General features: G+C 33.0%; 23 protein-coding genes and 1 tRNA gene. 7 read left to right on the forward strand and 17 right to left on the reverse strand.

Annotation, left to right across the window (positions count from 1 at the left end; all coding sequences use genetic code 11):
• Positions 1–106 precede the first annotated feature (106 nt).
• The 9 genes from IEV10_RS07475 to IEV10_RS07515 all read right to left on the reverse strand — a co-directional run bounded on the left by IEV10_RS07475 (position 107) and on the right by IEV10_RS07515 (position 12,055).
• The gene (locus IEV10_RS07475) at positions 107–2,965 is read right to left on the reverse strand and encodes a M16 family metallopeptidase (RefSeq protein WP_188374052.1); all 2,859 of its coding nucleotides are present in this window, start codon (positions 2,963–2,965) and stop codon (positions 107–109) included.
• 131 nt (positions 2,966–3,096) lie between these two features.
• On the reverse strand, positions 3,097–5,220 hold the full coding sequence (gene scpA / locus IEV10_RS07480; protein WP_188374053.1) for a methylmalonyl-CoA mutase: 2,124 nt from the start codon (positions 5,218–5,220) through the stop codon (positions 3,097–3,099).
• A complete protein-coding gene (locus tag IEV10_RS07485) occupies positions 5,220–5,858 on the reverse strand; it encodes a hypothetical protein (protein ID WP_188374054.1) in 639 nt (212 codons plus the stop codon). Before IEV10_RS07485 ends, scpA begins: the two co-directional genes overlap by 1 nt.
• Positions 5,859–5,867: 9 nt before the next feature.
• Positions 5,868–7,229 (reverse strand): methylmalonyl-CoA mutase subunit beta, encoded by a 1,362-nt coding sequence (locus tag IEV10_RS07490; RefSeq protein WP_188374055.1) that lies wholly within the window; start codon positions 7,227–7,229, stop codon positions 5,868–5,870.
• Positions 7,222–7,548 carry an FtsB family cell division protein gene (locus IEV10_RS07495; RefSeq protein WP_188374056.1) on the reverse strand — a complete coding sequence of 109 codons (327 nt, stop codon included), beginning with the start codon at positions 7,546–7,548 and terminating at the stop codon, positions 7,222–7,224. The genes IEV10_RS07490 and IEV10_RS07495 overlap by 8 nt, the downstream gene beginning before the upstream one ends.
• Position 7,549: 1 nt before the next feature.
• The gene (gene udk / locus IEV10_RS07500) at positions 7,550–8,155 is read right to left on the reverse strand and encodes a uridine kinase (RefSeq protein ID WP_188374057.1); all 606 of its coding nucleotides are present in this window, start codon (positions 8,153–8,155) and stop codon (positions 7,550–7,552) included.
• 46 nt (positions 8,156–8,201) lie between these two features.
• Entirely contained in the window at positions 8,202–8,660 is a 459-nt protein-coding gene (locus IEV10_RS07505; protein ID WP_188374058.1) for a c-type cytochrome, read from the reverse strand.
• A gap of 4 nt (positions 8,661–8,664) precedes the next feature.
• On the reverse strand, positions 8,665–9,849 hold the full coding sequence (locus tag IEV10_RS07510; protein WP_188374059.1) for a PQQ-dependent sugar dehydrogenase: 1,185 nt from the start codon (positions 9,847–9,849) through the stop codon (positions 8,665–8,667).
• A 40-nt stretch (positions 9,850–9,889) separates the two neighbouring features.
• Positions 9,890–12,055 carry a TonB-dependent receptor family protein gene (locus IEV10_RS07515; protein ID WP_188374060.1) on the reverse strand — a complete coding sequence of 722 codons (2,166 nt, stop codon included), beginning with the start codon at positions 12,053–12,055 and terminating at the stop codon, positions 9,890–9,892.
• 282 nt (positions 12,056–12,337) lie between these two features.
• On the opposite strand from IEV10_RS07515, the gene IEV10_RS07520 reads away from it, so the two are divergent.
• Positions 12,338–12,412 (forward strand) — tRNA-Pro (locus tag IEV10_RS07520).
• A 193-nt stretch (positions 12,413–12,605) separates the two neighbouring features.
• On the opposite strand, the gene IEV10_RS07525 is transcribed toward IEV10_RS07520, so the two are convergent.
• A complete protein-coding gene (locus IEV10_RS07525; protein ID WP_229719626.1) occupies positions 12,606–13,085 on the reverse strand; it encodes a hypothetical protein in 480 nt (159 codons plus the stop codon).
• A 162-nt stretch (positions 13,086–13,247) separates the two neighbouring features.
• On the opposite strand from IEV10_RS07525, the gene trxB reads away from it, so the two are divergent.
• Positions 13,248–14,231 (forward strand): thioredoxin-disulfide reductase, encoded by a 984-nt coding sequence (trxB, locus tag IEV10_RS07530; RefSeq protein WP_188374061.1) that lies wholly within the window; start codon positions 13,248–13,250, stop codon positions 14,229–14,231.
• A gap of 48 nt (positions 14,232–14,279) precedes the next feature.
• Here the strand turns inward: trxB and IEV10_RS07535 are convergent, their stop codons facing one another.
• The 6 genes from IEV10_RS07535 to IEV10_RS07560 all read right to left on the reverse strand — a co-directional run bounded on the left by IEV10_RS07535 (position 14,280) and on the right by IEV10_RS07560 (position 19,758).
• Positions 14,280–15,122 (reverse strand): GIN domain-containing protein, encoded by an 843-nt coding sequence (locus IEV10_RS07535; protein WP_188374062.1) that lies wholly within the window; start codon positions 15,120–15,122, stop codon positions 14,280–14,282.
• A 183-nt stretch (positions 15,123–15,305) separates the two neighbouring features.
• Positions 15,306–16,163: a hypothetical protein gene (locus IEV10_RS07540; RefSeq protein WP_188374063.1), complete on the reverse strand. Its 858-nt coding sequence runs from the start codon at positions 16,161–16,163 to the stop codon at positions 15,306–15,308.
• A 2-nt stretch (positions 16,164–16,165) separates the two neighbouring features.
• Positions 16,166–16,900 (reverse strand): head GIN domain-containing protein, encoded by a 735-nt coding sequence (locus IEV10_RS07545; RefSeq protein WP_188374064.1) that lies wholly within the window; start codon positions 16,898–16,900, stop codon positions 16,166–16,168.
• Between the two features lie 131 nt (positions 16,901–17,031).
• Positions 17,032–18,891, reverse strand: coding sequence for a PspC domain-containing protein (locus tag IEV10_RS07550; RefSeq protein WP_188374065.1), 1,860 nt, complete (start codon positions 18,889–18,891; stop codon positions 17,032–17,034).
• Positions 18,888–19,229, reverse strand: coding sequence for a PadR family transcriptional regulator (locus tag IEV10_RS07555; protein WP_188374066.1), 342 nt, complete (start codon positions 19,227–19,229; stop codon positions 18,888–18,890). Before IEV10_RS07555 ends, IEV10_RS07550 begins: the two co-directional genes overlap by 4 nt.
• A gap of 82 nt (positions 19,230–19,311) precedes the next feature.
• Positions 19,312–19,758 (reverse strand): DUF4870 domain-containing protein, encoded by a 447-nt coding sequence (locus IEV10_RS07560; protein ID WP_188374067.1) that lies wholly within the window; start codon positions 19,756–19,758, stop codon positions 19,312–19,314.
• Between the two features lie 431 nt (positions 19,759–20,189).
• On the opposite strand from IEV10_RS07560, the gene IEV10_RS07565 reads away from it, so the two are divergent.
• The 5 genes from IEV10_RS07565 to IEV10_RS07585 all read left to right on the forward strand — a co-directional run bounded on the left by IEV10_RS07565 (position 20,190) and on the right by IEV10_RS07585 (position 23,428).
• Positions 20,190–20,645 (forward strand): DUF4442 domain-containing protein, encoded by a 456-nt coding sequence (locus tag IEV10_RS07565; RefSeq protein ID WP_188374068.1) that lies wholly within the window; start codon positions 20,190–20,192, stop codon positions 20,643–20,645.
• Between the two features lie 78 nt (positions 20,646–20,723).
• Positions 20,724–21,524: a TIGR00266 family protein gene (locus tag IEV10_RS07570; RefSeq protein ID WP_188374069.1), complete on the forward strand. Its 801-nt coding sequence runs from the start codon at positions 20,724–20,726 to the stop codon at positions 21,522–21,524.
• Positions 21,525–21,679: 155 nt separating this feature from the next.
• Positions 21,680–21,877 (forward strand): hypothetical protein, encoded by a 198-nt coding sequence (locus IEV10_RS07575; protein ID WP_188374070.1) that lies wholly within the window; start codon positions 21,680–21,682, stop codon positions 21,875–21,877.
• Between the two features lie 64 nt (positions 21,878–21,941).
• The gene (locus tag IEV10_RS07580; RefSeq protein ID WP_188374071.1) at positions 21,942–22,325 is read left to right on the forward strand and encodes a hypothetical protein; all 384 of its coding nucleotides are present in this window, start codon (positions 21,942–21,944) and stop codon (positions 22,323–22,325) included.
• Positions 22,326–22,387: 62 nt separating this feature from the next.
• Positions 22,388–23,428, forward strand: coding sequence for a transporter family protein (locus tag IEV10_RS07585; protein WP_188374072.1), 1,041 nt, complete (start codon positions 22,388–22,390; stop codon positions 23,426–23,428).
• Between the two features lie 67 nt (positions 23,429–23,495).
• Here the strand turns inward: IEV10_RS07585 and IEV10_RS07590 are convergent, their stop codons facing one another.
• Positions 23,496–24,434, reverse strand: a complete 939-nt coding sequence (locus IEV10_RS07590; RefSeq protein WP_188374073.1) for a LysR substrate-binding domain-containing protein — start codon at positions 24,432–24,434, stop codon at positions 23,496–23,498.
• Positions 24,435–24,474 lie beyond the last annotated feature (40 nt).

A 24,474-nucleotide genomic window follows, 5' to 3' on the forward strand; every position in this document is an offset into this window, starting at 1 on the left:
AAATACGATTATTTATGGGTTTTGAAAACGGAAGTTGTTAACATACTAGCAATTAAAAAGAGCGGCAAATTTGCCGCTCTTTTATTAAACTATTTATCTAATGATTCTATTCTTCAGGTAATAAAATAGCTTTTAAATACCCCTTTGTTAAATATTTTTTCGCGACAGCTTGAAGGTCTTTTTTTGTTAATGCATTTATGTTTTTTTCGTAGTTGAGCACGTTGTTAATATCAGATTTATTATAATCTGCACTTCTAATTACATTTAACCAAAAACGATTTTGTTCTAATTGATCTTTTCGAGATAGTAATTTTGCCTTTTTTACTTTATCTAAGTCTTCATCAGTAGGTCCATTTTCTATAATTTTTTCGACTTCGGCTATAGATGCAGCAATTAATTTATCTACATTTTCAGGTGCACATGGGAATGAAATACTGAAATTAAATCTACCATATGGTATTTTACTAATAGAACCTCTTGCACCTGCACCATAAACACCACCTTCTTCTTCTCTCAGTTTTTCAATAAGCTTTATACTCAATGCTTCAGCAACAGCATCCAAAGCTCTAGCTTCTTTAGCATTGTATTCTGTCTCACCCGACCAACTTAAGCGTACTTGACTTTGTGGTTCTGAGCCTTTTCTTACTGTAAGTTCATGTGCACCTGTTTTTGGTCTAAAAGATGGTACTTTGTAAGTTTCTCTAGTGTCATTTCCTGGAAGTGATGCAATATAGGTTTCTGCTAATTCACCTATTTTGTTATCATCAATGTTGCCAACAAAGTAAAAATTAAAATCTCCAGCATTGGCAAAGCGCTCTTTATATTTTTCGTAGGCTAATGCATAATTTGCCTTGTCCAAATCCTCAGGAGATGGTAGGCCTGTATATCTTGGATTTCCTTCATTTAAAAATTTGCCAACTGCTAATTGAAACGAAATATTTGGATTTGAACCTATATTTCCTAAAAATGCTTTCTGCTTACTAACATATGAGGCAAAGGCTTCATCATCCTTATCTAATTTTGTAAAATACAGGTGAATCATTTGAAAAAGGGTTTCTAAATCTTTAGGAGATGCAGAGCCTCTTAAATTTTCAGAATAAGTACCTATTGAAGGTCTAACTCTAGCAATTTTACCAGACATCATTTTTGCCATGTCATTTTTTGATAAACCATCTAGACTAGCTTCTGCTAGACCGCCATTTGCATGTGCAACTTGTAAAAAGTCTTCATCGCTATATAATGAAGAACCTCCATAACTAAAAGCGTCAAATAATACTTCATCATTTTTGAAATTAGTCTTTTTATAAATTACTTTAGCGCCATTACTTAATGTTAAAGTAATAGTTTCATTTATTTTTTCGTGATTATTTATTGTCATATCTACAATACTCCCCTTAGCTGGCTTTGTAGTCATCATTTCACTCCTTACGGCTTCATCTTCATAGTCTGATACATCAGATTTTTTTACTTCATCTAGCAATGCAATAACTTCCTCTTCGGTAACTTTTTTAAGACCTTCTTTCTTTGGGCCAGTTAACACAACTAAACGATTATCATCATGTAAAAAATCTTTAATTAGACTATTTACTTCATCTAACTTAATATTAGGTAGTTCCTCTTTGGCATAATTAAATATCCATGCTTCTCCAGGAATAGGATTTTCTCTTAGAAAATGTTGAACGTAACGTCCAACAATTCTATTAGATTCTAACTTATCTTTATTTTTATAAGAACGTTCAAGTCGTACTAAGTAATCTTTTTTAGCACGCTCAAATTCTGAAGCTTTAAAACCATAACGCTTTACGCGTTCATTTTCTTCGAGCAAAGTTCTAAGCGCTGCCATTTGTCCAGTTTCATTAGTTTGTGCGAACGATTGGTAAGCTTCCTTATTACCAATGATTTGCCCTTTGTAAGAAAAGCCAAATATAAAAGGTGGATTAGGTTTGTTACTGAATTCAGCTAGACGATTATTAATCATTTGGTCAAACAAACCTTCAACGACATTGTCCCTATAATCTTTTACTGTTCTTGTTTTTTGTGGCTGTCCTTTGTCTTTATAATAAATTTGAACTTGACTAGATGTTGCTTCTTCATCCCATTCAATAGCAACTAATGTACCTTCATGATTTTCAGAACCATATTCCTCTCTTGGTTTTGGGTTTTCAGGATTTTTTAAATCTCCAAAATTAGCTTTAATCTTTTTTTCAAGTGTTTCAACATCTAAGTCACCAACTGCTATTACTGCCATTAAATTTGGTCTATACCAATCTTTTTGAAAATTTCTTACACTTTCATATTTAAAAGTTTCTAAATTTTCTTTTGTACCAATAGGTAATCGGTCTGCATATCTCGACTTGTATGCAATCTTGTTCAAATAGTTTTTTTGCATACGAGTAGCAGCACCCAACCTTGTACGATATTCTTCTATAACTACACCACGCTCTTCATCGATATCTTTGTCAGTTAGAAGTGCGTTTCCTGCCCAATCGTTTAATATTTGAAATCCTTTATCTAATTTTTCTGGGTCATCACTAGGAATAGGTAAGATATATACAGTTTCATCAAAGCTAGTATAGGCATTAAGGTCAGCACCAAATTCAATACCAATACCTTGTAAATAATCTACAAGTTCATTTTTTTCAAAATTCTTTGTGCCATTAAAATTCATATGCTCCATAAAGTGGGCTAAACCAACTTGATCGTCGGTTTCTAAAATGGAACCAGCTTTTATAGCTAAGCGTAATTCAACTTTATCTTCTGGTTTTCCATTATTTTGAATGTAGTAGGTAAGACCGTTAGATAATTTTCCAATTTTTACATCTGGTGTAATAGGTAAGTTATCCGATGGAACTGAACCTGTTTTTTGATTCTCAGGATTGGTTGTAATCTGTGCATTTCCTGAAATCGAAAATGCAACTAAACAAAATAAAGCAGTACGTAGTATTGCAGAAACTAATGTTTTCATAATTGATGGTTTAATTTAATTTTTTTGAACACCCAATTTAGTCATAAAAGTCTGACAAATGTAAGAGTTTTTATATTTTAACTAAATTTTTAGTTAAAAATTGTGAAGGATTAAAATAATTAAGATAAATATTAGTCGATGAGTATTTTTAATATTTGAATAGCTGCATCACTAATTTTTGTGCCTGGCCCAAAAACAGCAACAGCACCAGCATCAAATAAATATTGATAATCCTGTTTTGGGATAACACCGCCAACAATAACCATAATGTCATCACGCCCATAAGCTTTAAGCTCTCCAATAACTTGTGGAACTAATGTTTTATGACCCGCAGCCAATGATGAAACACCAAGAATATGCACATCGTTTTCCACAGCTTGTTTTGCGGCTTCTTTAGGTGTTTGAAATAATGGACCAATATCTACATCAAAGCCAACATCGGCATAACCAGTAGCAACTACCTTTGCACCACGGTCATGACCGTCTTGTCCCATTTTGGCAATCATAATACGTGGACGACGACCATCTTGTTCAGCAAATTGATCTGCTAATTCACGTGCTTTTTTAAAACTGCTATCGTCTTTTATTTCTTTGCTGTACACACCTGAGAATGATTTTATTTGTGCTTTGTAACGTCCAAATTCGGCTTCTAGAGCATTACTAATTTCGCCTAAGGTTGCACGTTTCCGAGCTGCATCTACAGCTAAAGCTAATAAATTTTCTTCACTCGATTTTGCAGCTTGGGTTAATTTTGATAATGCTGCTTCAACTTCAGAAGTGTTTCTTTCAGCTTTTATCTGGTTTAAGCGTTCAATCTGCTGTTGCCTAACCGTTTGGTTATCCACTTCTAAAATATGAAGCGGATCTTCTTCTTCAAGTCGGTATTTATTTACGCCAACAATAATATCCTGACCAGAATCTATGCGTGCTTGCTTTCTAGCAGCAGCTTCTTCGATACGAAGTTTTGGAATGCCTGCTTCAATGGCTTTTGTCATACCGCCTAGGTTTTCAACTTCTTCGATTAATTTCCAAGCTTTTTCTGCAATATCATGCGTCAACTTTTCTACATAATAGCTACCTGCCCATGGGTCAACAGTTTTTGTAATATGTGTTTCTTCTTGAAGGTATATTTGTGTATTTCTAGCGATACGTGCAGAAAAATCAGTTGGTAAAGCAATGGCTTCATCTAATGCGTTGGTATGTAAACTTTGAGTACCGCCAAAGGCAGCTGCAGAGGCTTCAATGCATGTACGGGCAACATTATTAAACGGGTCTTGTTCTGTTAAACTCCAGCCAGATGTTTGACAATGTGTTCGTAAAGCTAAAGACTTTGGGTTTTTTGGATTGAATTGTTTAACGATTTTAGCCCAAAGCATTCGAGCAGCTCGCATTTTTGCAATCTCCATAAAATGATTCATACCTATGGCCCAAAAGAACGAAAGGCGAGGAGCGAAGGTATCGATATCCATACCAGCTTCTAACCCTTTCTTAATATATTCTAAACCATCTGCGAGCGTGTATGCAAGCTCAATATCACAGGTAGCTCCAGCTTCTTGCATATGATATCCTGAGATACTAATGCTATTAAAACGCGGCATATTGTTACTTGTATATTGAAAAATATCGGAGATAATTTTCATTGAAGGCGTTGGTGGGTATATGTAGGTATTACGTACCATAAATTCCTTTAGAATATCATTCTGTATTGTGCCAGCTAATTGTTCAGGTTTTACACCTTGCTCTTCAGCAGCAACAATATAAAATGCCATGATTGGTAAAACGGCACCATTCATGGTCATAGACACTGACATTTTATCTAATGGAATCTGGTCGAAAAGTACTTTCATATCTTCAACAGAATCAATAGCAACACCAGCCTTACCGACATCACCAACCACACGTTCATGGTCACTATCGTAACCACGATGCGTAGCTAGATCAAAAGCTACAGATAAGCCCTTTTGTCCGGCTGCCAAATTACGTCTATAAAAAGCATTACTTTCTTCTGCAGTTGAGAAACCGGCATATTGACGTATGGTCCAAGGTCTACGAACATACATCGTTGAATATGGGCCTCTAAGATTAGGTGCTATACCGGCAATAAAGTTAAGATGCTCTAAGTCTTTTATGTCTTTTTCAGAGTATGTTGATTTTACATCAATATCTTCAGCAGTTTTAAATACGTTCTCATTTTGAGGAGACTTATTTACCTTAGAAGTATTTAACGTAATATGTTGAATGTCTTTTCTTTTCATTAGAAAATCATTTTTTCAATATATGGGTCAAGGTCAAGATCCATCGGTGTTGTTAAATTTAATAACACTGATTTTTGATTAGAGCTTATGAAATAAGCGTGCTGAAAATAAAATGTCTTTTCTTTTTTTAAGTCTACTCTAAAAATTGCTTTGAAGACTTGGGCACTAGTTAATGAACTGTATTTTGCTGTGATTTTTGTGAATTCTACTTGCGTGTTTTCTGTTGCACGATTTTGATTCTGTCTAATAATACCTAATAATTTTTGCGCGTCTTGCTTTCTAATTGGAGCATAAGGAATTGTATTTACAAAATAAGTAGCGTTAACTCCTGGTGCAAAGAAGATATAATTATTGCCTTTTAATCCTCTTAGATTTTTAAGACGTTCTCGCTCTAAAAGAAATTGTTTTTTGTTTTGAACTAGAGAGTCTAAAACAGTTTCGTATTCTGCAGCGGCATAACGCTCAAAAACTTTTGGAAGAAATATTTGAATATCATCTTCTTCAAGGAAATGCTTTTTTCCAGGTAATGTATTTGTCTCTACGTTTTGTTCAAAAACATTTTCGATTTTAATATCATTTTTACAAGATTGTAAAGTGATTATAAAAATCAACAAAATTGGGACTATAGATGTTTTCATTCTCATGTTTTATTCTTCATTTAATCTTTTGACCTCCAAGTTTTCAGATAGCCTTTTTTCTATAATAGGTTCTATAATAGTTTTTCGCTTTTCAATTTTTAAAAACGGGTGCTTTTCAAGCGTGTTTTTCATTTTATCAGCTAGATTAGGATGCTTATTTGTGCCTAAAAGTGTGATATCACCATTGTTAAAAGCCTCTTGTTCTTTTTGAGCACTTTCTTTTAACTTTCGTTGAATTGTGCCTTCTTTTAACTGATCTAAAAAGCCGCCATTTGCTTCAATATTTTTGAAAAGCTTTAATGCTTTTTCTCCCAGTTGAGTTGTTAACTGCTCGATGTAATAAGAACCGTCAGAAGGGTTGTTTACGGCATTAAAATAACTTTCACTTTTTAGAATCAATAATTGATTTCTAGAGATACGCTCACCAAACTCAGTTGTTTCTTGAAACAATTGATTGTACGGTTGGTTATAAATTATGTTAGCACCACCCAAAACGGCACTCATACACTCTGTAGTTGTACGTAGCATATTTACATTATAGTCGTAAATGGTTTTATTGCGTTTACTTGGTGTTACTGCTATTGTACAATCTTGATTTATAGCATAAGCACTTGCAAGTGAGCTCCATAATTGTCTCAATGCTCGTAGCTTTGCAATTTCAAAAAAGTAATTACTGCCGACAGATATATTAAAAGTAACTTTAAGAGACGCTTTAGATTCTTTACTAATCGGATTTTCTAAATGATTTAAATACTCATTTATGTGTGCTAAAGCATATGCTAATTGCTGAATATTTGTAGCGCCTGCATTTTGATAACAGCTAAGGTCTATATAAAGTTGATTGGTGTTTTTTACAGAAGATTCAAATATGGTATGGTCTTCTTTCAGATTTGTATACCAATTTCCAGTTCTTACGAGATTACCAATAATATCATTATTAAGTGTGATGCTGTTTGACTTGTTAAGTTCTGAAATCTCTTCAATTAGCTCAATAGATAATTTTTTAGGATTAATATGAATTGGTGTATCTATACCAGATAGTAATTCTTGCAGTTTAACGTCCTCATTTTTTAAATTAAAAACAATATGCTCAGCACCTTTACTTAAAGCTTCAATAGCAGCTGAATTAGCTTCAATAATATCTGTTACATCTATGCTTTGAGAAATTTTCCAGTTTGTAGCTTCTGTATTCGAGATGTTAGGGTATTTATCAAACTCATCAGAATGATAAAAAGGTTTAACATCTATACCTTCTGATGTTTTCCAAATTAAAGCATCATTGTAATCTGCTCCTTTAAGGTCTACTTGGATTTTCTGTTTCCATTCTTTAGAAGACACTGGATTAAAATCTTTGAATAACGATTTACTCATTTTTCTTCTTTTTTGGAATACTGTCTTCGTATTCTATAATGTAAATCTCTTCTTTTGGCTTTTTCATGTAATACGTTTCTCTTGCTACTTTTTCCACACCTTCTTCAGTGCTTAATTCTTTAATAGCTTTGTTGTCTTTACGCATTTCTTTATTGTAATACTGTTTTTCATTTTCAAGCGCATCCATATCCTTATTTAAATCTCTATGTAGTAGCCAAGAATGTGTGTCAAAAAATATCATCCATATCGCAAAGGCAATTAAGCCAACAACATAAAAGTTTTTTAATGGTTTTAGATATTTTTTGTTGAATTTTGCCATCTTATAAGCGCTCGCTAATTATTGTTTTTACAATATCAACCGCAACGGTATTGTATTTATTGTTAGGGATAATAATATCTGCATACTCTTTCATAGGCTCAATAAACTGTTCGTGCATTGGTTTTAATGTGTTTTGATACCTAGTCAATACTTCGTCTATATCTCTACCACGCTCACTGATATCTCTTTTTAGACGCCTGATTAAGCGCTCGTCACTATCTGCATGTACAAATATCTTTATATCAAATAAGTCCCTAATTTCAGGATTTGTTAAAATTAGAATGCCTTCTACAATAACAACTTTTCTTGGTTTTGTTAGAATAGTGTCACCGGTCCTGTTATGCTTAACAAAAGAGTATACAGGCTGTTCAATAGATTTATTATTTTTTAAATCATTAAGATGGCTAACTAATAAATCAAAATCTATTGATCTTGGGTGATCAAAATTAATTTTAACACGCTCTTCATAACTTAAATGCGAGGTTTCTTTGTAATAAGAATCTTGAGATATAACGACGACTTCTCCTTCAGGTAGTTCATCAATAATAGTATTCACTACAGTAGTTTTACCACATCCAGTACCTCCGGCAATTCCGATTATTAGCATTTATTGGCTTAGTTTTCGTTTAAGGTACAAAGTTAGCTAAATAAGCTTATTTTTTGATGAGATTTGTAACTTCTTCTTCTGTAATCATTTTACCAAAATCATTTCCCCAACTATTATTAATATAATTCATGACATCAGCAATTTCATCATTGCCAAGCCCAAGTGGTGCCATATAACTGTTATAGGTTTCTCCGTTAACAACGATTTCTCCTTTCATACCGTTTTTTAAACCCAGAATACTTTCTTCTTGATTATCTTTTAGATAATCCGAATTTGCTAATGGTGGGAACGCCTTTGGCACACCTTTGCCATTATCTAGATGACATGTAACACACATATCTTTGTATATGACCTTACCTGTTTTAATACTCTTCTCCAAAGGCGATAGCTCTTTTGAAGGTTTAAGTGAACTTTTTTTGCTATAGCTTACATCAGCTTTTTTATCATTACAACTTGTGAAAACAATGCCTAATATTAGAAAAGGCAATACTAATTTTGTGTTCATGTGGTTATGAATTAGGGACAATTTTTACGATACCTACATTTTCTAATGCTACATAAATAAAACCATCTGGGCCTTGCTTAACGTCTCTTACACGCCCCATACCTTCTAATAATTTTTCGCGCTTAGTAACTTCATTATTTTCGATAACCAATCGTTCTAAGTATTCAAATTTTAAAGAGCCTACAAGTAAGTTTCCATCCCAATCAGGATATTTATCAGATGTCACAAAATCCATTCCGCTAGGCGCAATTGATGGCACCCAATAAAATAAAGGTTGCTGCATGCCTTCTTTTACAGTAATATCTGTAAATCTTGTCCCACTGTAGTTAACACCATAACTAATTACTGGCCATCCAAAGTTTTTTCCTTTTTGTACAACATTAATTTCATCGCCACCCTTTGGCCCATGCTCATGCACCCATATTTTTCCAGTTTTTGGATGCTTAGTCATACCTTGAGGGTTTCTATGACCATAGCTGAATATGGCGGTTTTAGCATTAGCCTCGTTGACAAAAGGATTGTCTTTTGGGATTGAGCCATCATCATTTAATCTATATACTTTTCCGCAATCACGAGTAATATCTTGAGGGTTTTCATCTCTATTTCCTCGATCACCAATGGAAAAGTATAAATAACCATCATTGTCAAACTCTATACGAGAACCAAAATGCTGGCCACGACGAGAATTTGGACTAGCCTTGTATAAACGCTCTACATTAGTTAATCTATTGCCTTCTAGTTTTGCTCTTAACAATGCTGTATTTCCACCATTACCACCGCCATCTTCGGAGGCATGTGTAATATATAACCAACCATTGTTTGCATAGTCAGGATGCAATTCTATATCTAACAATCCACCTTGCCCACGAACATATATGTCTGGTAAACCTTCAATACTTGTTTTTTTGCCATCTTTAAAATGTATCAATTCACCAGCTTTTTCTGTAATCAACATTGACCCATCAGGTAAAAAAGCCATTCCCCAGGGAATACTTAAATCTGGAACTACAGTTTCGGCTTTGTAATTTATGTTTGTAGCAGCATCAGCTTTTACAGAAGATTCTGTACCAACTTCAATTTGTGTTTCTAGTTCTGTTACTGTAGCTGTTTCTGTTTTTTTATCTTGTTTTTGTCCGCAAGCTGTAAAGACAATACTTAAGGCAACAATTAATAACTTTATTTGTTTCATGATAATGAGGTTTTTACGATTTAAAGTTAGACATATTTGTTTAAAACATATAGTTAATATTTAATCCGGCATAATAATTTACAGGATTTCCAGGGTAAAAGTAGCGTGGTTGACTACCTCCAAAACTACGTGCGTTTATAAGAATTTGTGAGGCATAATCTTCATCAAAAATATTGTCTAAACCATAAAATATATTTAGAGTAAGTTTTTCTGAAATGCTTTTTTGAAAACCAACTTTGATATTGGTAAGATTATAGCTATTGCTATATAAACTGTTGCTATCCGTTATAGGTTGACGACCAACATGTTGAAAATTAATATTACCATAAATACCAATCTTAGAATTAAAATCTATACCAGCGTTTAAGATATCAGACGGGACACCAGTTAAATCATTACCGGAGAAATCAGTTTCTTCATCTATAAAATCTTCAAACTTGTAATTGTTAAGACTATAGTTAAAGAATGCATTCAGTTTAAAGTTTTCATTGTCTATGAGCTTAGAATTTAACCCTAACTCTAAGCCATCATGAAGTGTTTGGCCAGCATTAACACCAATAAATTGGTCATCAGCGGTGCGTCTTGCTACTAATAAATTTCTAACGTCTAATCGATATACAGCAAGATTAAATTGCAGTTTGTTATTTAAAAGAGTTCCGCGAGTACCAATTTCGTAATTCCAGCCAGTTTCAGGCTCAAGTTCAGTGTTTATTTGTCCATCTGGCAACAAGGTTTCTTCCAACGAAATAGGAGAGAAGCCTTGACTTATACTCGAATATAGACTGATAGTTTTGGTTGCTAAATATGATAATCCAATTTTAGGTGAGAAAATACCGTCGAATTTAAATGTTCCTGATTGGTTGGGGTTGGTATTAGATGCAGGAAAACGATCGTCTAAATCATAAGAAGTTTGGTTATAATTAAGCCCAGCAACTAATGCAGTTTTATCTGATAACTCGTAATTTATTTCAAAAAATAAATTATAGTAGTTTCTGTCTTCTTTAAAATTAGACAGTTCATTACCCTGGACACTTCCTGTACCTTCAGGGAAATCTTGATATAGGTTTTGAAAGGTTTTAGAAGTGTAATTGTCTTTAAAATATTCGCCACCTATGGTATAGTTAAGAGGTTTTTTAAAAAGTTGAACATTGCCTAACAAACGACTTCTTGCACCATATGCGAATGTGTTTTCATCTAAAATATTGAAAGGCCTAGGTTCATAATTAGTTCTAAAGGATGTAAAAACACTAGTTATCTGTTTTATGTTTTTAGTATAGGAATGATTCCATGTCACACCAAAGATACCGCGTTGAGAATCTTCAAAGCCTTGTGCTTGACGCCATGTAAAAGCTGCGGCACTTGGGTTATTTATAAAAGTGTCTTCATTTATTGAGCTTGGAATAAAAGCTTTTAAATCGACATAGCTTCCAAGAAAAGTCAATGCATTCTTTTCATTTATAAAATGATTAGAGGTCAATGTAAAAGTTTGTCTATCGTAATTATTGTTGTCTCTGAACCCATCAGAGGTAGTATTGCTATATACGCCTCTAAAACTATGTTTTGTGGTTCCGTGGTTAAAATTAATGGTGGCTTTAAGAAGGCCAAAAGAACCAAAAGAAAATTCTGAATTGGCAGAAGTCTCATTTAAATTTGCGTTTGTTGGTGTAAGTTGAATTGTGCCTCCTAAGCCAGCACCGTAAATACTAGATGTTGCGCCTTTAGTAATATTTATTTGCGAAATTGTGTTAAGTTCAAAATCTTCGATATTAGTTTCGCCACTACCATTAGTTAAAGGAATATCTTTAAAGTACGCTCTTATTTTTGAAGTTCCGAAAAGATTGCGAGAACCAATGCCTCTTATAGTTAGTCTATTGGTGTTTAAAGCACCACTTTGCATAAAAAGACCAGGCGTTCGGTTGAGAACTTGTGCGATGTTTATGTTATTCCCTAATTCAATATCTTTTTTTGTTACTATCTCGGTAGTTGTAACTGCTTTTTTTAGTGCTTTAGGGATGTGGTTGGCATCAATAATAACTTCATTTAATTCTGAAGGCTTTATAGTCATTTGAATGATTAAGTAATCATCTGACTCAATGCGCTTAACTAGTTTTAAATAGCCTAGGTGTTCAAAAGTATAAGACCCTTTTCTTTCTATTTGGAAGAGTCCGTCCGAATTTGAATAGCTTTTTGAATTATCAGAAGACATAATACTGACATTTGGTATAGCAACTCCTGTTTGACTATCAATTATCTTTCCTTTTATTTGAGACAGTAGAGTTAAACTATAAAAACAGAAAACTATGACTAGAATATGCTTTATTACGAAGTTTGGTTTATGCTTGATGGTAGTTAGGTTTTAATTGTTACAAAATAACAGATATAAATTACGATGTTTTCTAAATTATTTGTTAAGGTTAAATAGTTTTGAAAACTTATTTGGTAAACCTCGTATTTTATCTATATTTGCACTCCTAAAATGATAACTATTCGGGGTGTAGCGTAGCCCGGTTATCGCGCCGCGTTTGGGACGCGGAGGTCGCAGGTTCGAATCCTGCCACCCCGACAAATTAAAACAGAGAATCCTCGTAGGAAATTTATTTTCTTAAGAGGATTTTTAGTTTTTACTAAATTAAAGCAAAGCTTTAATTTGCAACAACCCTAAAGGGATGAACGCAGTTAATCCTGCCACCCCGACAAAAAAGCTCAGTTTTTACTGAGCTTTTTTTATTTCTTTCAATTTTATAGAAGCTCAGGTGTTATTCTCTAATACGCTTATAGTTTTCTGAATAAACCATATTGCCTTCTTCATCCATTTGTATTTGACTAAATGTATTTTGTGTAAGCACTAATCTATAGTTAAACTCTTGTTGTTCTGCTATAACTTTATTCATTACACTAGAACCATATTCCATTTGTTCTGTAAGCGTAGAATCTGTTGCAGTGTAACTTCCGTAACCAAACCATTCGATAGAATCTGTTGGCACAAGTTTGCTCCACATGACCTTGTTTTTATTAAACATTTTTACTTGTCTGTAGCCCATATTTGTTTTAAAAGAGTCCATCAATACATTGTCTTTGTAATTATAAAAGCCAACCATTTCCCAATTGCCTTCAATTGAGAGTTGCTCAATGGTATTGGATTCAGAGACTTCTTTAGATTTTGGTATTGTAGATTTGTTGTTGGTACATGATATTAAAAAAAATAGAACGAGTAAGCTGTAAATCGTTGTTTTCATGGCGAGTAGGTTTGAGTGGTTTAACACTCAATAAGTTACAAAAAATAATGATAGGTTTTGGAGTCATAAAATTTATGAATAAAACCATTGTTTCTGTTGATAACTTCTATGTAAGGTTTTGCCTAAAAAAACTACTTTTGTTTTGATTAAATGAATACAATTATGTCAGATACTATAGAAAGAGTTAAATGCCTAATTATTGGCTCTGGACCTGCAGGTTATACTGCAGCGATTTATGCAGCAAGAGCAAATATGGCTCCAGTTTTATATCAAGGTGAGCAGCCTGGTGGCCAGTTAACCACAACTAATGATGTCGAAAATTTCCCTGGATATCCAGATGGAATTACGGGTCCGGAAATGATGATACAGTTACAGAAGCAAGCGGAGCGTTTTGGAACAGATGTGCGTCATGGTTGGATTACTAAAGTTGACTTTTCTGGAGATATTCATAAAGTATGGATTAATGGTGAAAAGGAAATGCATGCGGATACCATTATAATTTCTACAGGTGCTTCAGCCAAATATCTTGGATTGCCTTCAGAACAAAAGTATTTAGAATTAGGTGGAGGTGTTTCGGCATGTGCTGTTTGTGATGGCTTCTTTTATAGAAACCAAGAAACAGTTATTGTTGGTGCAGGAGATTCTGCTTGTGAAGAAGCACATTACCTATCTAAGTTGTGTAAAAAAGTAACAATGTTAGTTCGTAGAGATGAGTTTAGAGCTTCAAAGATTATGGCTGCTCGTGTTCAGAATACCGAAAATATAGAGATACTTTTTAATACTGAAACAGAAGAAGTTTTAGGAGATGGGCAAGTTGTTACTGGAGTGAGAGTAAAAAATAATATATCTGGAGATGTACATGATATTCCAGCTACAGGATTCTTTGTAGCAATTGGTCACAAACCTAATACAGACATCTTTAAAGATTATTTAGATTTAGACGAAACGGGTTACATTATTAATGCCGTTCCTGGAACTAGTAAAACCAATGTTGAAGGTGTTTTTGTTAGTGGAGATGCTGCTGATCATGTTTACAGACAAGCAATTACTGCAGCAGGAACAGGTTGCATGGCTGCACTTGATGCAGAGCGCTATTTAGCAGCTAAAGATTCTTCTTTTGAAGTTGCTACTTCGACCTATAACTAAGATATTATTACAACTATAAAAAAAGCCGAAGATTATCTTCGGCTTTTTTTATAATTTCTTTTTTTGAAGTCTGGCAGTATCTGTAAATAATTCTAAGTCTATTTTGGGTTCACCATATATATAAGTTTCACTATTACCTGAGGCATTGAGTTTTAATGAAGTTATAATATTTAATGTAGCATCACTATTACTTTCTATTAAAAGATCTGCATTTTTAATCGTGTAGTTCTTTCCTGTAAAGTTTGCTGAATTATCGAATCGTAATGTAGCAGTTTCTGCATCACCTTCTATAGAAGCATCAGCACTTTGATAAAGGTCAAAAGATGAAATTTTACCACTAACTAGAGCGTCAAGTTTGCTATTATCACTCATTATAAAGGATGTGCTATCTGCAACTACATTAAGTCTGCTTTTTGATTTGTTACTTGAGGTGAAGCTAAAACTGTTAGACTTAACGTTAAGATATGCTCTTGAGTTGTTTTCTGTTTTTAATTTAAAATCATTAAGTTCCATAGATGTTAATGAGCGCAACTCAGCATTGTCATAGAGTTCTACTTCTTCAAGGGCATTACTGTAGTTTACGGTGATAATGAGTTTCTTTTTAGAGGTAATACGCTTATTTGTTGTAATACTTAAAATACCTGCACTTACATTAACATCAATAACGTCATGAAGATTATCATCTGTTTCTATTTCTACTGAGGCTTTACTGTTATAGGCGATTTTTACATCAAAATTATTTTTAATGATTAAAGCATTAAAATCATCAATGTAGGTTTGTTTGATAGTTACATTTCTATTTCCTTTTATTTTTTCTTTTGATTGTGCATTGCTAAAATGTACAATTCCAAATGTTAGAAATAGAATATATATGAGTCTGTTTAGTTTCATAATTATTTATTTATAATAAACATCTTACTTGTAATTATACGCTTTTTTTGGCGTTACAGATGTTTATTTGAGTTTAAAATGTGTTAACTAAACAAATATATGCAAAAACCATCCCAAACAATGTCATGTATTTGAGATGGTTTTTTTAAACTGAATTGTTGTTCAGTTTGGTTATTGATTGATTTAATATATAATACTCTTAAGAGCTTTCTCTATTCTTGGAGCGTGACTTGCGCCCATAGTTATGAATACAGTCTCTCCCATATTTACTTGCTCATGTATGATATTTAGCATGTGTTTGTTTCTTGCTAGATTTGAATCATTCCATATATCATGGAGATATCCAGGATAACCATAACCCGATTTAAAGGTTCTCCAATTCAATTCTGGGAAGTCTACTCTCCATATACTATCAATTTCTTGCCATTGGGAAATTGAGTTTTTTAATTTTTTATAATCTGTTCGTTCTTCTATTAATGCTTGTAAATTTTCTTCATTTCTTTCACCTTCAGGTAATTGGAAATAAGGCCTCAATGAATAGAACATTGCTAGTTTCTTTGCTGAATGCTTTTTTGATAACATTTCAATTTCATCTTCTCTAGACGGTTCCCAAGTATATAAATCTATATTACTTTCTTTAGCTAATTGAGTAGTTAATCCGCTTTCGCCATATTTTTTGATTGGGTTGTGAATCCATTTAAAGAAAAAGCCTAGTCGACCTTCTACCAACGCAATTGTTGGTTTATATGCTTTCCAATAGTGTCTAATTGAGTCAAATTGACTATGGCTAGGATCGTTTATATGATTAGTGCCTACTACAATTACTTTTCCACCTGACTTCGAATTCTGTGTAAATATGTATGGTCGTCGATGTTCACTAGCTATTTTCATATAAGTCTTCATATCCATTATTGGACTAACAAGCTCAACTTTATTTTTAGTTTTATAATAAGATGGGGATCTCCATATAACATCAAAATAGAATAGTATGACTACTAATGAAATTAATAAAAGAATACTATATATTACTCTTCGTGCCATTATTACTGCTTTCTAATACTACCAGAAACACCGTCATTTTTGTTTACTTTTTCTGGATTGCCTGAGTATTTAATACTTCCACCGCTTGTGGCGTTAGCTGTTAACTCCTTAGATGTATTTACAGTAATACTTGCACCACTTGTTGCAGAAACTCTAGTTGTTTTTGCTTTTAAATCTCCAGCTCTTACATAACTTCCGCTAGTAGCAGAGACATTGAGTTCATCAGTACGTCCACTGATTTTAATTCCCGCTCCACTTGTAGATTCGCATTTAAGTCTGTTGGTTATAACATCAATATCTATATGGCTACCACTAGTAGATTCGATGGTTAGCTTGTCCATATCAAATGTATTCTCTGATATTACATAAGCACCACTTGTTGTTTCTATATCGTTTAAGTCTTTTACTGTTAGGATGACTTTTTTTGCGGTAGATGTTTTTATGTTTTCGTTAGTTGAGATTCTAAGAATACCATTGTCTTCATCTACTTCTGTAGTAATGACGTCTTGTAAGTTTTGATCTGCTTCTACTTTAAGAGAGACTGTATTACCTTTGGTTAATTCAACTTCTACGCCTCTACTTACTTTTATTTTATCAAAATCGTCAGAGATATTACGTGTTTCGATGGTGACATTTCCATCTCCAGAAACACCAGGTCCAAGGTTAATATCAAAGACGCAGGATGTCATAAATAATGCAACTATACTAACTGCGATAATTCTTGCTAATGTGCTCATGATTATTTGTTTTTTTTGATTGATGATTTAAAAACAGTTCAAATATTTAAAAAATGATTGGTTGGTAAAACTTTAAATACCTGAACTGTCGATTGATTGGTCTGAATTGCCAGTCTTGACGACTAGACCATTTAATTATCGTTATTATTTGTTTTGATTTCGACACCAGTTTTGTCATCTATTCTAACTTGAACATCAGAACCATTAGCTTTAATGCCATCGGAACTGATTTTTAGCTTTACGCTATCACCAGATTTAATAACAATACCTTCATCCGAATTGATTTTTAGAGAAGCTCTTTGGTTTCTAGTCTCGTATTGAGTTTCTTCTTCGGTGCAAGATTCACAAATAACATCATCTTCAATAATTCTTAAATACTTTTCCTCCATGCCATTATCTAATATGTCATTGTAATAACTTGAATTTCTGTGAAAACTATAAGTATTATTGTCTGCGTAAAGTATAGAGCCTTCAGGTAAATAAACTATAATTGTGACTTCCTGTTCACTAAATTTATTGTCTAAGCTAGTGGTCAGATATGCATCTAGTTTTAATTCGTTGTTACTAAATGCGTAATTGTAATTTATGTTTTGAGCTCTTTGTTTTGCAACATCGTAGTTGCTCCCTGAAGCCCTTTTCTCTATAACTATTCTGCCTATTGAATCAGCTGTAGACCTTATTATAAGTCTTATGTCTGAATTATAAATGATGCGGTCATCGTTTTCTTCTCTAGCTAAACTGTAACTATTGTTGTGTCTGTAGAAATATTTATTGTAATTTTCATTAGTGACCATTTTTACTGTTAGAGTATCATTTGGTCTAATGTCTAATTGTTCTTTAACTGTAACTCTTGAGTCAAAAGCGTGTTCAGTAACTTGCTTAATACCAGTAACCGCTAATCCTATTATAGCAATAATCCACAATCCTAAGAGTGTAAATTTTGCTGGATTTCCTATAGATTTTAAGTTATTTACTAAGATTTTTAAGCCTAGATAAAATAAAAAGAAAAATGGTATTCCTACAGCAAAAAATAGCAGAAGGGACATTAACCAAATAGGAACATTAGCAGTATTAGCTGCATCTACAAAATCCATTCCTGGAAAGTGTACAGCATCTGTAATTCCTATAGTAAAGAAAGCAATAAGAAGTCCTAATAAGGCGCTTATACCTGTAATAATCATTATAATCCCAAAGAACTTAGCAAAGACTTTAAGAAAGAACATGACGATGTCTCCTATAGTTTCAAAAAAATTTCGTGATTTGTTTTTTAAGCGATTACCTTGCTTTTCAAAATCGACACTTTTTACAGTTTCAGAGATATTGTCAGCGACGTTTTCAAAACCTTCTTTAATATTGTCTCCGTGTTTTTTAAAGTCTACATTTTTAACCTTCTCGGATACAACATCAATACCGTCTTTAATTTTTTTTTCGATGTTGCTAATATTTACTGGCTCACCAGTCATGGTTAGCTTTTCGGCCGTTGTGCCAGCTTCTGGGACTAAAGCCCAGAAGATGAGATAGATTAAAATGAAGGTACCACCAGAGAGTAAAGCAAATAATGCCCAAAGTAAGCGTACCCAGACCATATCTATACCTAAATAGTGGCTAAGACCAGCTGCTACTCCGCCTATATAAGAGTTGTCCGTATCACGGTATAGTTTTTTGCTTGGTCCGCTTTTGGTTTGTCTTTGTTTTTTGTGCTGAGGTTCATCTTCAAAAATTTCATCGTCAACCAAATAATCTTCTGGTTGTCCCATGATTGTAATAACCTCGTCAACGAGTTTTATGCCTACAACTTGTTTATCGTTTTGTATACGCTCACTAAAAAGTTCAGCGATACGTGCTTCTATATCTGATATGATTTCTGAACGACCTTGAGAGTCTGTAAATGAACGTTTTATAGCCTCAAGATAGCGCGATAACTTAAGATATGCGTCTTCGTCTATATGGAAGAATACCCCTGCTAAATTTATATTGACTGTTTTATTCATTTTTTTGTAGTTTTTGTACGTGTTACTAGGTTTACTGCATTTTGTAATTCACTCCAAGTCGTGTTTAATTCTTTAAGGAATAGCTTTCCTGTTTCTGTAAGACCATAATACTTTCTTGGTGGCCCAGAAGTGGATTCTTCCCAGCGATAATTGAGAAGCCCTGCGTTTTTTAATCTTGTCAATAGCGGATATATTGTTCCTTCTACAACAAGCATTTTTGCGTCTTTAAGCGTACCAAGAATTTCTGCAACGTATGCATCATCATCTTTTAAGATGGATAAAATGCAGTATTCTAAAACGCCTTTACGCATTTGTGCTTTTGTGTTTTCTATCTTCATACTTTTATGAGATTAACATTTAATAAACTGTTCATTTTTTGATTGATTTGATTGATGATTGGCTGAAATAATCCAGCATATATTATTTTAAAAAATTGATTGTAAGCGGATAATTATAGTCTTTTCCATCTCTAGCAGATATACTAGCTTTTACAATAAGCGCTAACTCTATTAAAAACCCAAGAAAAGCAATGATACCTATGCCACCAGTTATGTATAGTAGCGGAGAAGGTCTTACTATATTAATATGAAAATCGTAAAACCCATTGAAATCTATAAAGTCGATACCGTTAAAGACTTTAAAAATGAAAAATGGGATACTAATTGTACCAATAATTAGGGCATATAAAAGAATACTAATCTGAAAATTAATGGCTTGTTTACCATGTTTATCAACAAAGTCTGATTTATCTTTATTAGTTATCCATAATACAATAGGACCTATAAAATTTCCAAAAGGGATTAGAAATCTTGAAAAAGTAGATAAATGTATAAAAGTTGCTATGTTTTTATGATGCTCTGTTGTCATTTTACAAAATTATATAATAGTTTCTTATGCAAATATATATCCAAAAAAAGGTATTATGCAAAACATAGTACTAAAAATTAACAATTTATTAACATATTAAAGTACGTAAATATGTTGCTTAAATAAGTGAAATCATACAGTTATTATGGGTGCTTTATGAAGAGATGATTTGGTAAATAAAAATATTGTAAACTAGAGTCAAAACTATTTAGAGATTCCTCAAGTATAAATATTCACGTAGTTTATATACTAAGAAGAGTAGAAATGCTATAGCGAGAATATATATAAACTTCATAATGATTGATTATCGTCTATTGATATAACAGTTAAGACGTAATAACACCTACTTTTTTAATAAAATGTGAACTTCGGTAATAACTAGTTATTGCCAATGTGATATATTTATAACTTATAATTCATTAGGTTTCATTATGAAAATATCACCACGAAAATTAAATTCCTTTTTATTATTCAAATTGCCAGCAGCATATTTTACAGGCGTAAGAACTAAGTATTTAGATTATAATAAATGTACGGTTAGTGTAAAGCATCGTTGGATTAATCAAAATCCATTTAACTCAATGTTTTGGGCTGTACAGGGCATGGCAGCTGAACTTACTACTGGTGCTTTAGTAATGAAAAAGATTAGTGATAGTGGTCAAAAAATATCAATGTTAGTGGCTAATAACAATGCATCATTTACAAAGAAAGCCACAGGAAGAATTACTTTTGAATGTAATGAGGGTTATAAAATTGATGAGGCTATTGCTAATGCTATTGATACTAAAGAAGGTCAAACCGTTTGGTTAAATGCTAAAGGTATTAATAAAGAAGGAGTACAAGTATCTGATTTTAATTTTGAATGGACGCTTAAAGTAAAGTGTTAATACTTTTGATAATAACTTGTAACAAAACTATTATCTATCCAACATATAAGTAAATCAACAAAAAAAACAATCAATAAAATGACAGCACACGAAATAGATTACCGCATTTACGGAGAAGAAATGCAATATGTAGAAATAGAACTAGACCCGCAAGAAGGCGTTATTGCTGAATCTGGAAGTTTTATGATGATGGATGATGGGATAAAAATGGATACTATTTTTGGAGACGGTTCGCAAAAAGACAAAGGCTTTTTAGGTAAGATATTAGGTGCAGGAAAACGTATTCTTACAGGTGAGAGTTTATTTATGACTGCATTTTACAATGACCTTGTAGGTAAACGCAATGTATCATTTGCATCACCATATCCAGGAAAAATTATACCAATTGATTTAACAGAATTTGGAGGCAAGTTTATATGCCAAAAAGATGCTTTCTTATGTGCAGCAAAGGGTGTAGGTATAGGTATTGAGTTTTCCAAAAAATTAGGAAGAGGTTTATTTGGAGGTGAAGGCTTTATTATGCAAAAGTTAGAAGGTGATGGTATGGCATTTGTCCATGCTGGAGGCACTATGGCTGAGCGCACACTTGAAGCTGGTGAAATTATGCGTGTCGATACCGGGTGTATTGTAGGTTTTACTCAAGATATAGATTATGATATTGAATTTGTAGGTGGTATCAAAAATTCAATTTTTGGTGGAGAAGGTCTGTTTTTTGCAAAGTTAGAAGGGCCTGGAAAAGTTTATATCCAATCGTTACCATTTAGTAGATTAGCTGACCGTGTTATTGCTTCTGCTCCAAAAGCAGGTGGTAAAGGTAGAGGAGAAGGTAGTATTTTAGGAGGTTTAGGAGATTTATTAGATGGAGATAATCGATTTTAATTTTCGTTAATCGGATTTTTTTAACATAAGAAGCTGTTAATTTTTAGATCTAAAAATTAAACTAAACTATTTTTTTTCTAAATTTAAGTATTATTAAAAAATAGCCTATTGAATTAAAACTACCTTTCGTTTAACTAAAAACCCCCATTATAACTATGGCGAGAGCAATGTTCGAGTACACGAAAACTGTACTCAGTAAGGTGAGTTTTGATGCCACACTTTTCTGTAAAGAAGTTGAAAAAGCAGTAAAACGCCTATTACCATACGAATTAGAGGAATTGCGAATATTTATTCAAAGTTTAATACATCAAAACCCAGAATTAAACCAATGTTTGGTTTATCTTAAAGCATAAAAAAAAGCGACTTATGAGTCGCTTTTTTTAGTTTCATAGACTATTTTTGCGAAAATTTTTTTCCTTGAAGAAATTAATGGTATATATCTTATTTCTGGCCTTTGCTTTAAGACCTATTTGCTTCGTCGGAAATGTTCTTTACTACCAACTTAACATAGATTACATTATAGAGACGTATTGTGTAAATGTAGACAAACCCAAACTGCAATGTAATGGAAAGTGTCATTTAGCTAAATCTGTAGATGTGTCTGCATCGGACACAGAGGTGCCAGAAAAGCAGATGGCTTTAATACATGAGTCTTTTTACCCTTTATATTTTCAAGATTGCGAGAAACAGAAATTTCGTAATTCAACTAGTATACCTAAAAAAGAGAATTGGAGACATTTAAATGTTATTCAATTTCAATTGATTTATAACTCGTTTCATCCGCCAGAAACCTTAATCTAATTAGGGCAAGCTGTTTCAGCTTAAAAATTTATAAATCAATAATTCATTCTAAATAATACGTAATGAAGCAATATATCTATGCCATTTTTTTAATGGCATCAATGGTGCTATGCGCACAAACTAAAGAAAATACAGACGAGAATATAGAATTCTTAAAGACAAATAGACCAGATGGGCATGCGCCTATATCTGTAATGGGAGATCATATGCATAACAAAGGCGGTTGGATGTTTTCTTATCGATACATGTATATGAATATGGAAGATTTAAAACGTGGCTCTGATGATGAAGCTTTTGCTGATGTTTTAGTTCCTAATGGAGGAAATTATATGGTAACACCAACAAGTATGCCAATGGGTATGCATATGTTGGGTGCTATGTATGCACCTAGTGATAAGGTTACACTCATGGCTATGTTAAACTATATTGATATGGAAATGGACCACCTAACAGGAATGGGCGGTACATTTGTGACTAAGTCTAAAGGATTTGGAGATACAAAACTTGCTGTGATGTATCGCTTTTTTAATGCTAAAAGGCAACAATTACATGGGCAAATAGGAGTGTCATTTCCAACAGGTACTATAGAAAATAAAGATATAACTCCGGCTTCTAGTGGGGTAGAAGTTATATTGCCTTATCCAATGCAAATTGGCAGTGGTACAATAGATCCAGAATTGGCTTTAACGTATTTGACTCAAGGAGAAAATCTATCTTTTGGTTCTCAGCTTAGATGGTTATTTAGGTTAGGAGATAACAATAACAATTATAGATTAGGAAATCGTATAAGTTTTAATAATTGGTTTGCTGTAAAAGCTACAGATTGGTTAAGTTTTTCTGCTAGATTGGAAGGCGCCATAGTTGGAAAAATCAGCGGCGTAAATCCTGATTTAAACCCAAACATGGTAATTACAGCTGACACTGATAATTCAGGAGCAAATTTTATTAACTCAGGTTTAGGTTTTAATCTTTATGCACCAAAAGGAGCATTTAAAGACTTTCGTTTAGGCTTTGAGTTTGCATTACCAATTTATCAAGATGTTAATGGTGTGCAATTGGAAACTAAAGAAACAATAACTCTAGGATTGCAATACGCTTTTTAATATAAAGACGATATACTAAAAATGAAGCGCAGTTGAAGTTTAACTTAGCTGCGCTTTTTTTATTCTATTATTTAGATAAAGGACTTATAATTTCAACATTTTGAAAAGCAATTGCACCTCTTATGATACCAGAAATCACATTATGCATTGCATCTATAATTTGCATTTTAAGCTCGCTCTTGTGATAGATAATACTAACTTCTCTTGCAGGAGAAGGTTCAGTAAAGTGCCTTAGATTTGGACTTAGTTTTTCTCTAAAATCTAATGTATGTAAATAGGGAAGAAGTGTCATACCTAAGCCTTCGTTTGATAACTTTATAAGTGTCTCGATACTACCGCTTTCCAATTGAAAGCTATCTTCAGCTTGGTCTTTAAATGTTTTACAAAGATTAATAACACCATCTCTAAAACAATGCCCGTCTTCCAATAAGAGCATGTCTTCTATTTCTAAATCAGATACCTCGATAGTCTTTTTATCTTTTAGTCTATGATTATCAGGAATGTAAGCTACAAAAGGTTCGTAGTAAAGTACACGTTCTTTTATAGTTTCATTTTCTAGAGGAGTAGCAGCAATAGCAGCATCTAAGTGCCCTTCATTAATACGTGTTAATATTTCTTCTGTAGTAAGCTCTTCGATTTTGAGCTTTACTTTTGGGTGTTTTTTAATAAAATTCTTTAGAAACATAGGCAATAGCGTTGGCATAACTGTTGGAATAATACCTAGCCTGAACTCACCGCCTATAAACCCTTTTTGCTGATCTACTATATCTTGAATACGTTCAGCTTCATTAACAATGTTACGTGCTTGAAATACTATTTTTCGACCTACATCAGTAAGTTCTATTGGTTTTTTTCCTCTATCAAAAATGATAACATCCAGTTCATCTTCCAATTTTTGTATTTGTGTACTCAAGGTCGGTTGAGTTACAAAACATTTTTCAGCCGCTTTGGTAAAGTTTTTATGCTCTGCTATTGCTAGCGTATATTTAAGTTGTGTAATAGTCATAAGTATTTATTTAGACTATAAAAATAGTAAAAACTATTCA

This window comes from Winogradskyella haliclonae (assembly GCF_014635865.1).
In the GTDB taxonomy this organism is placed as follows: Bacteria; Bacteroidota; Bacteroidia; order Flavobacteriales; family Flavobacteriaceae; genus Winogradskyella; species Winogradskyella haliclonae.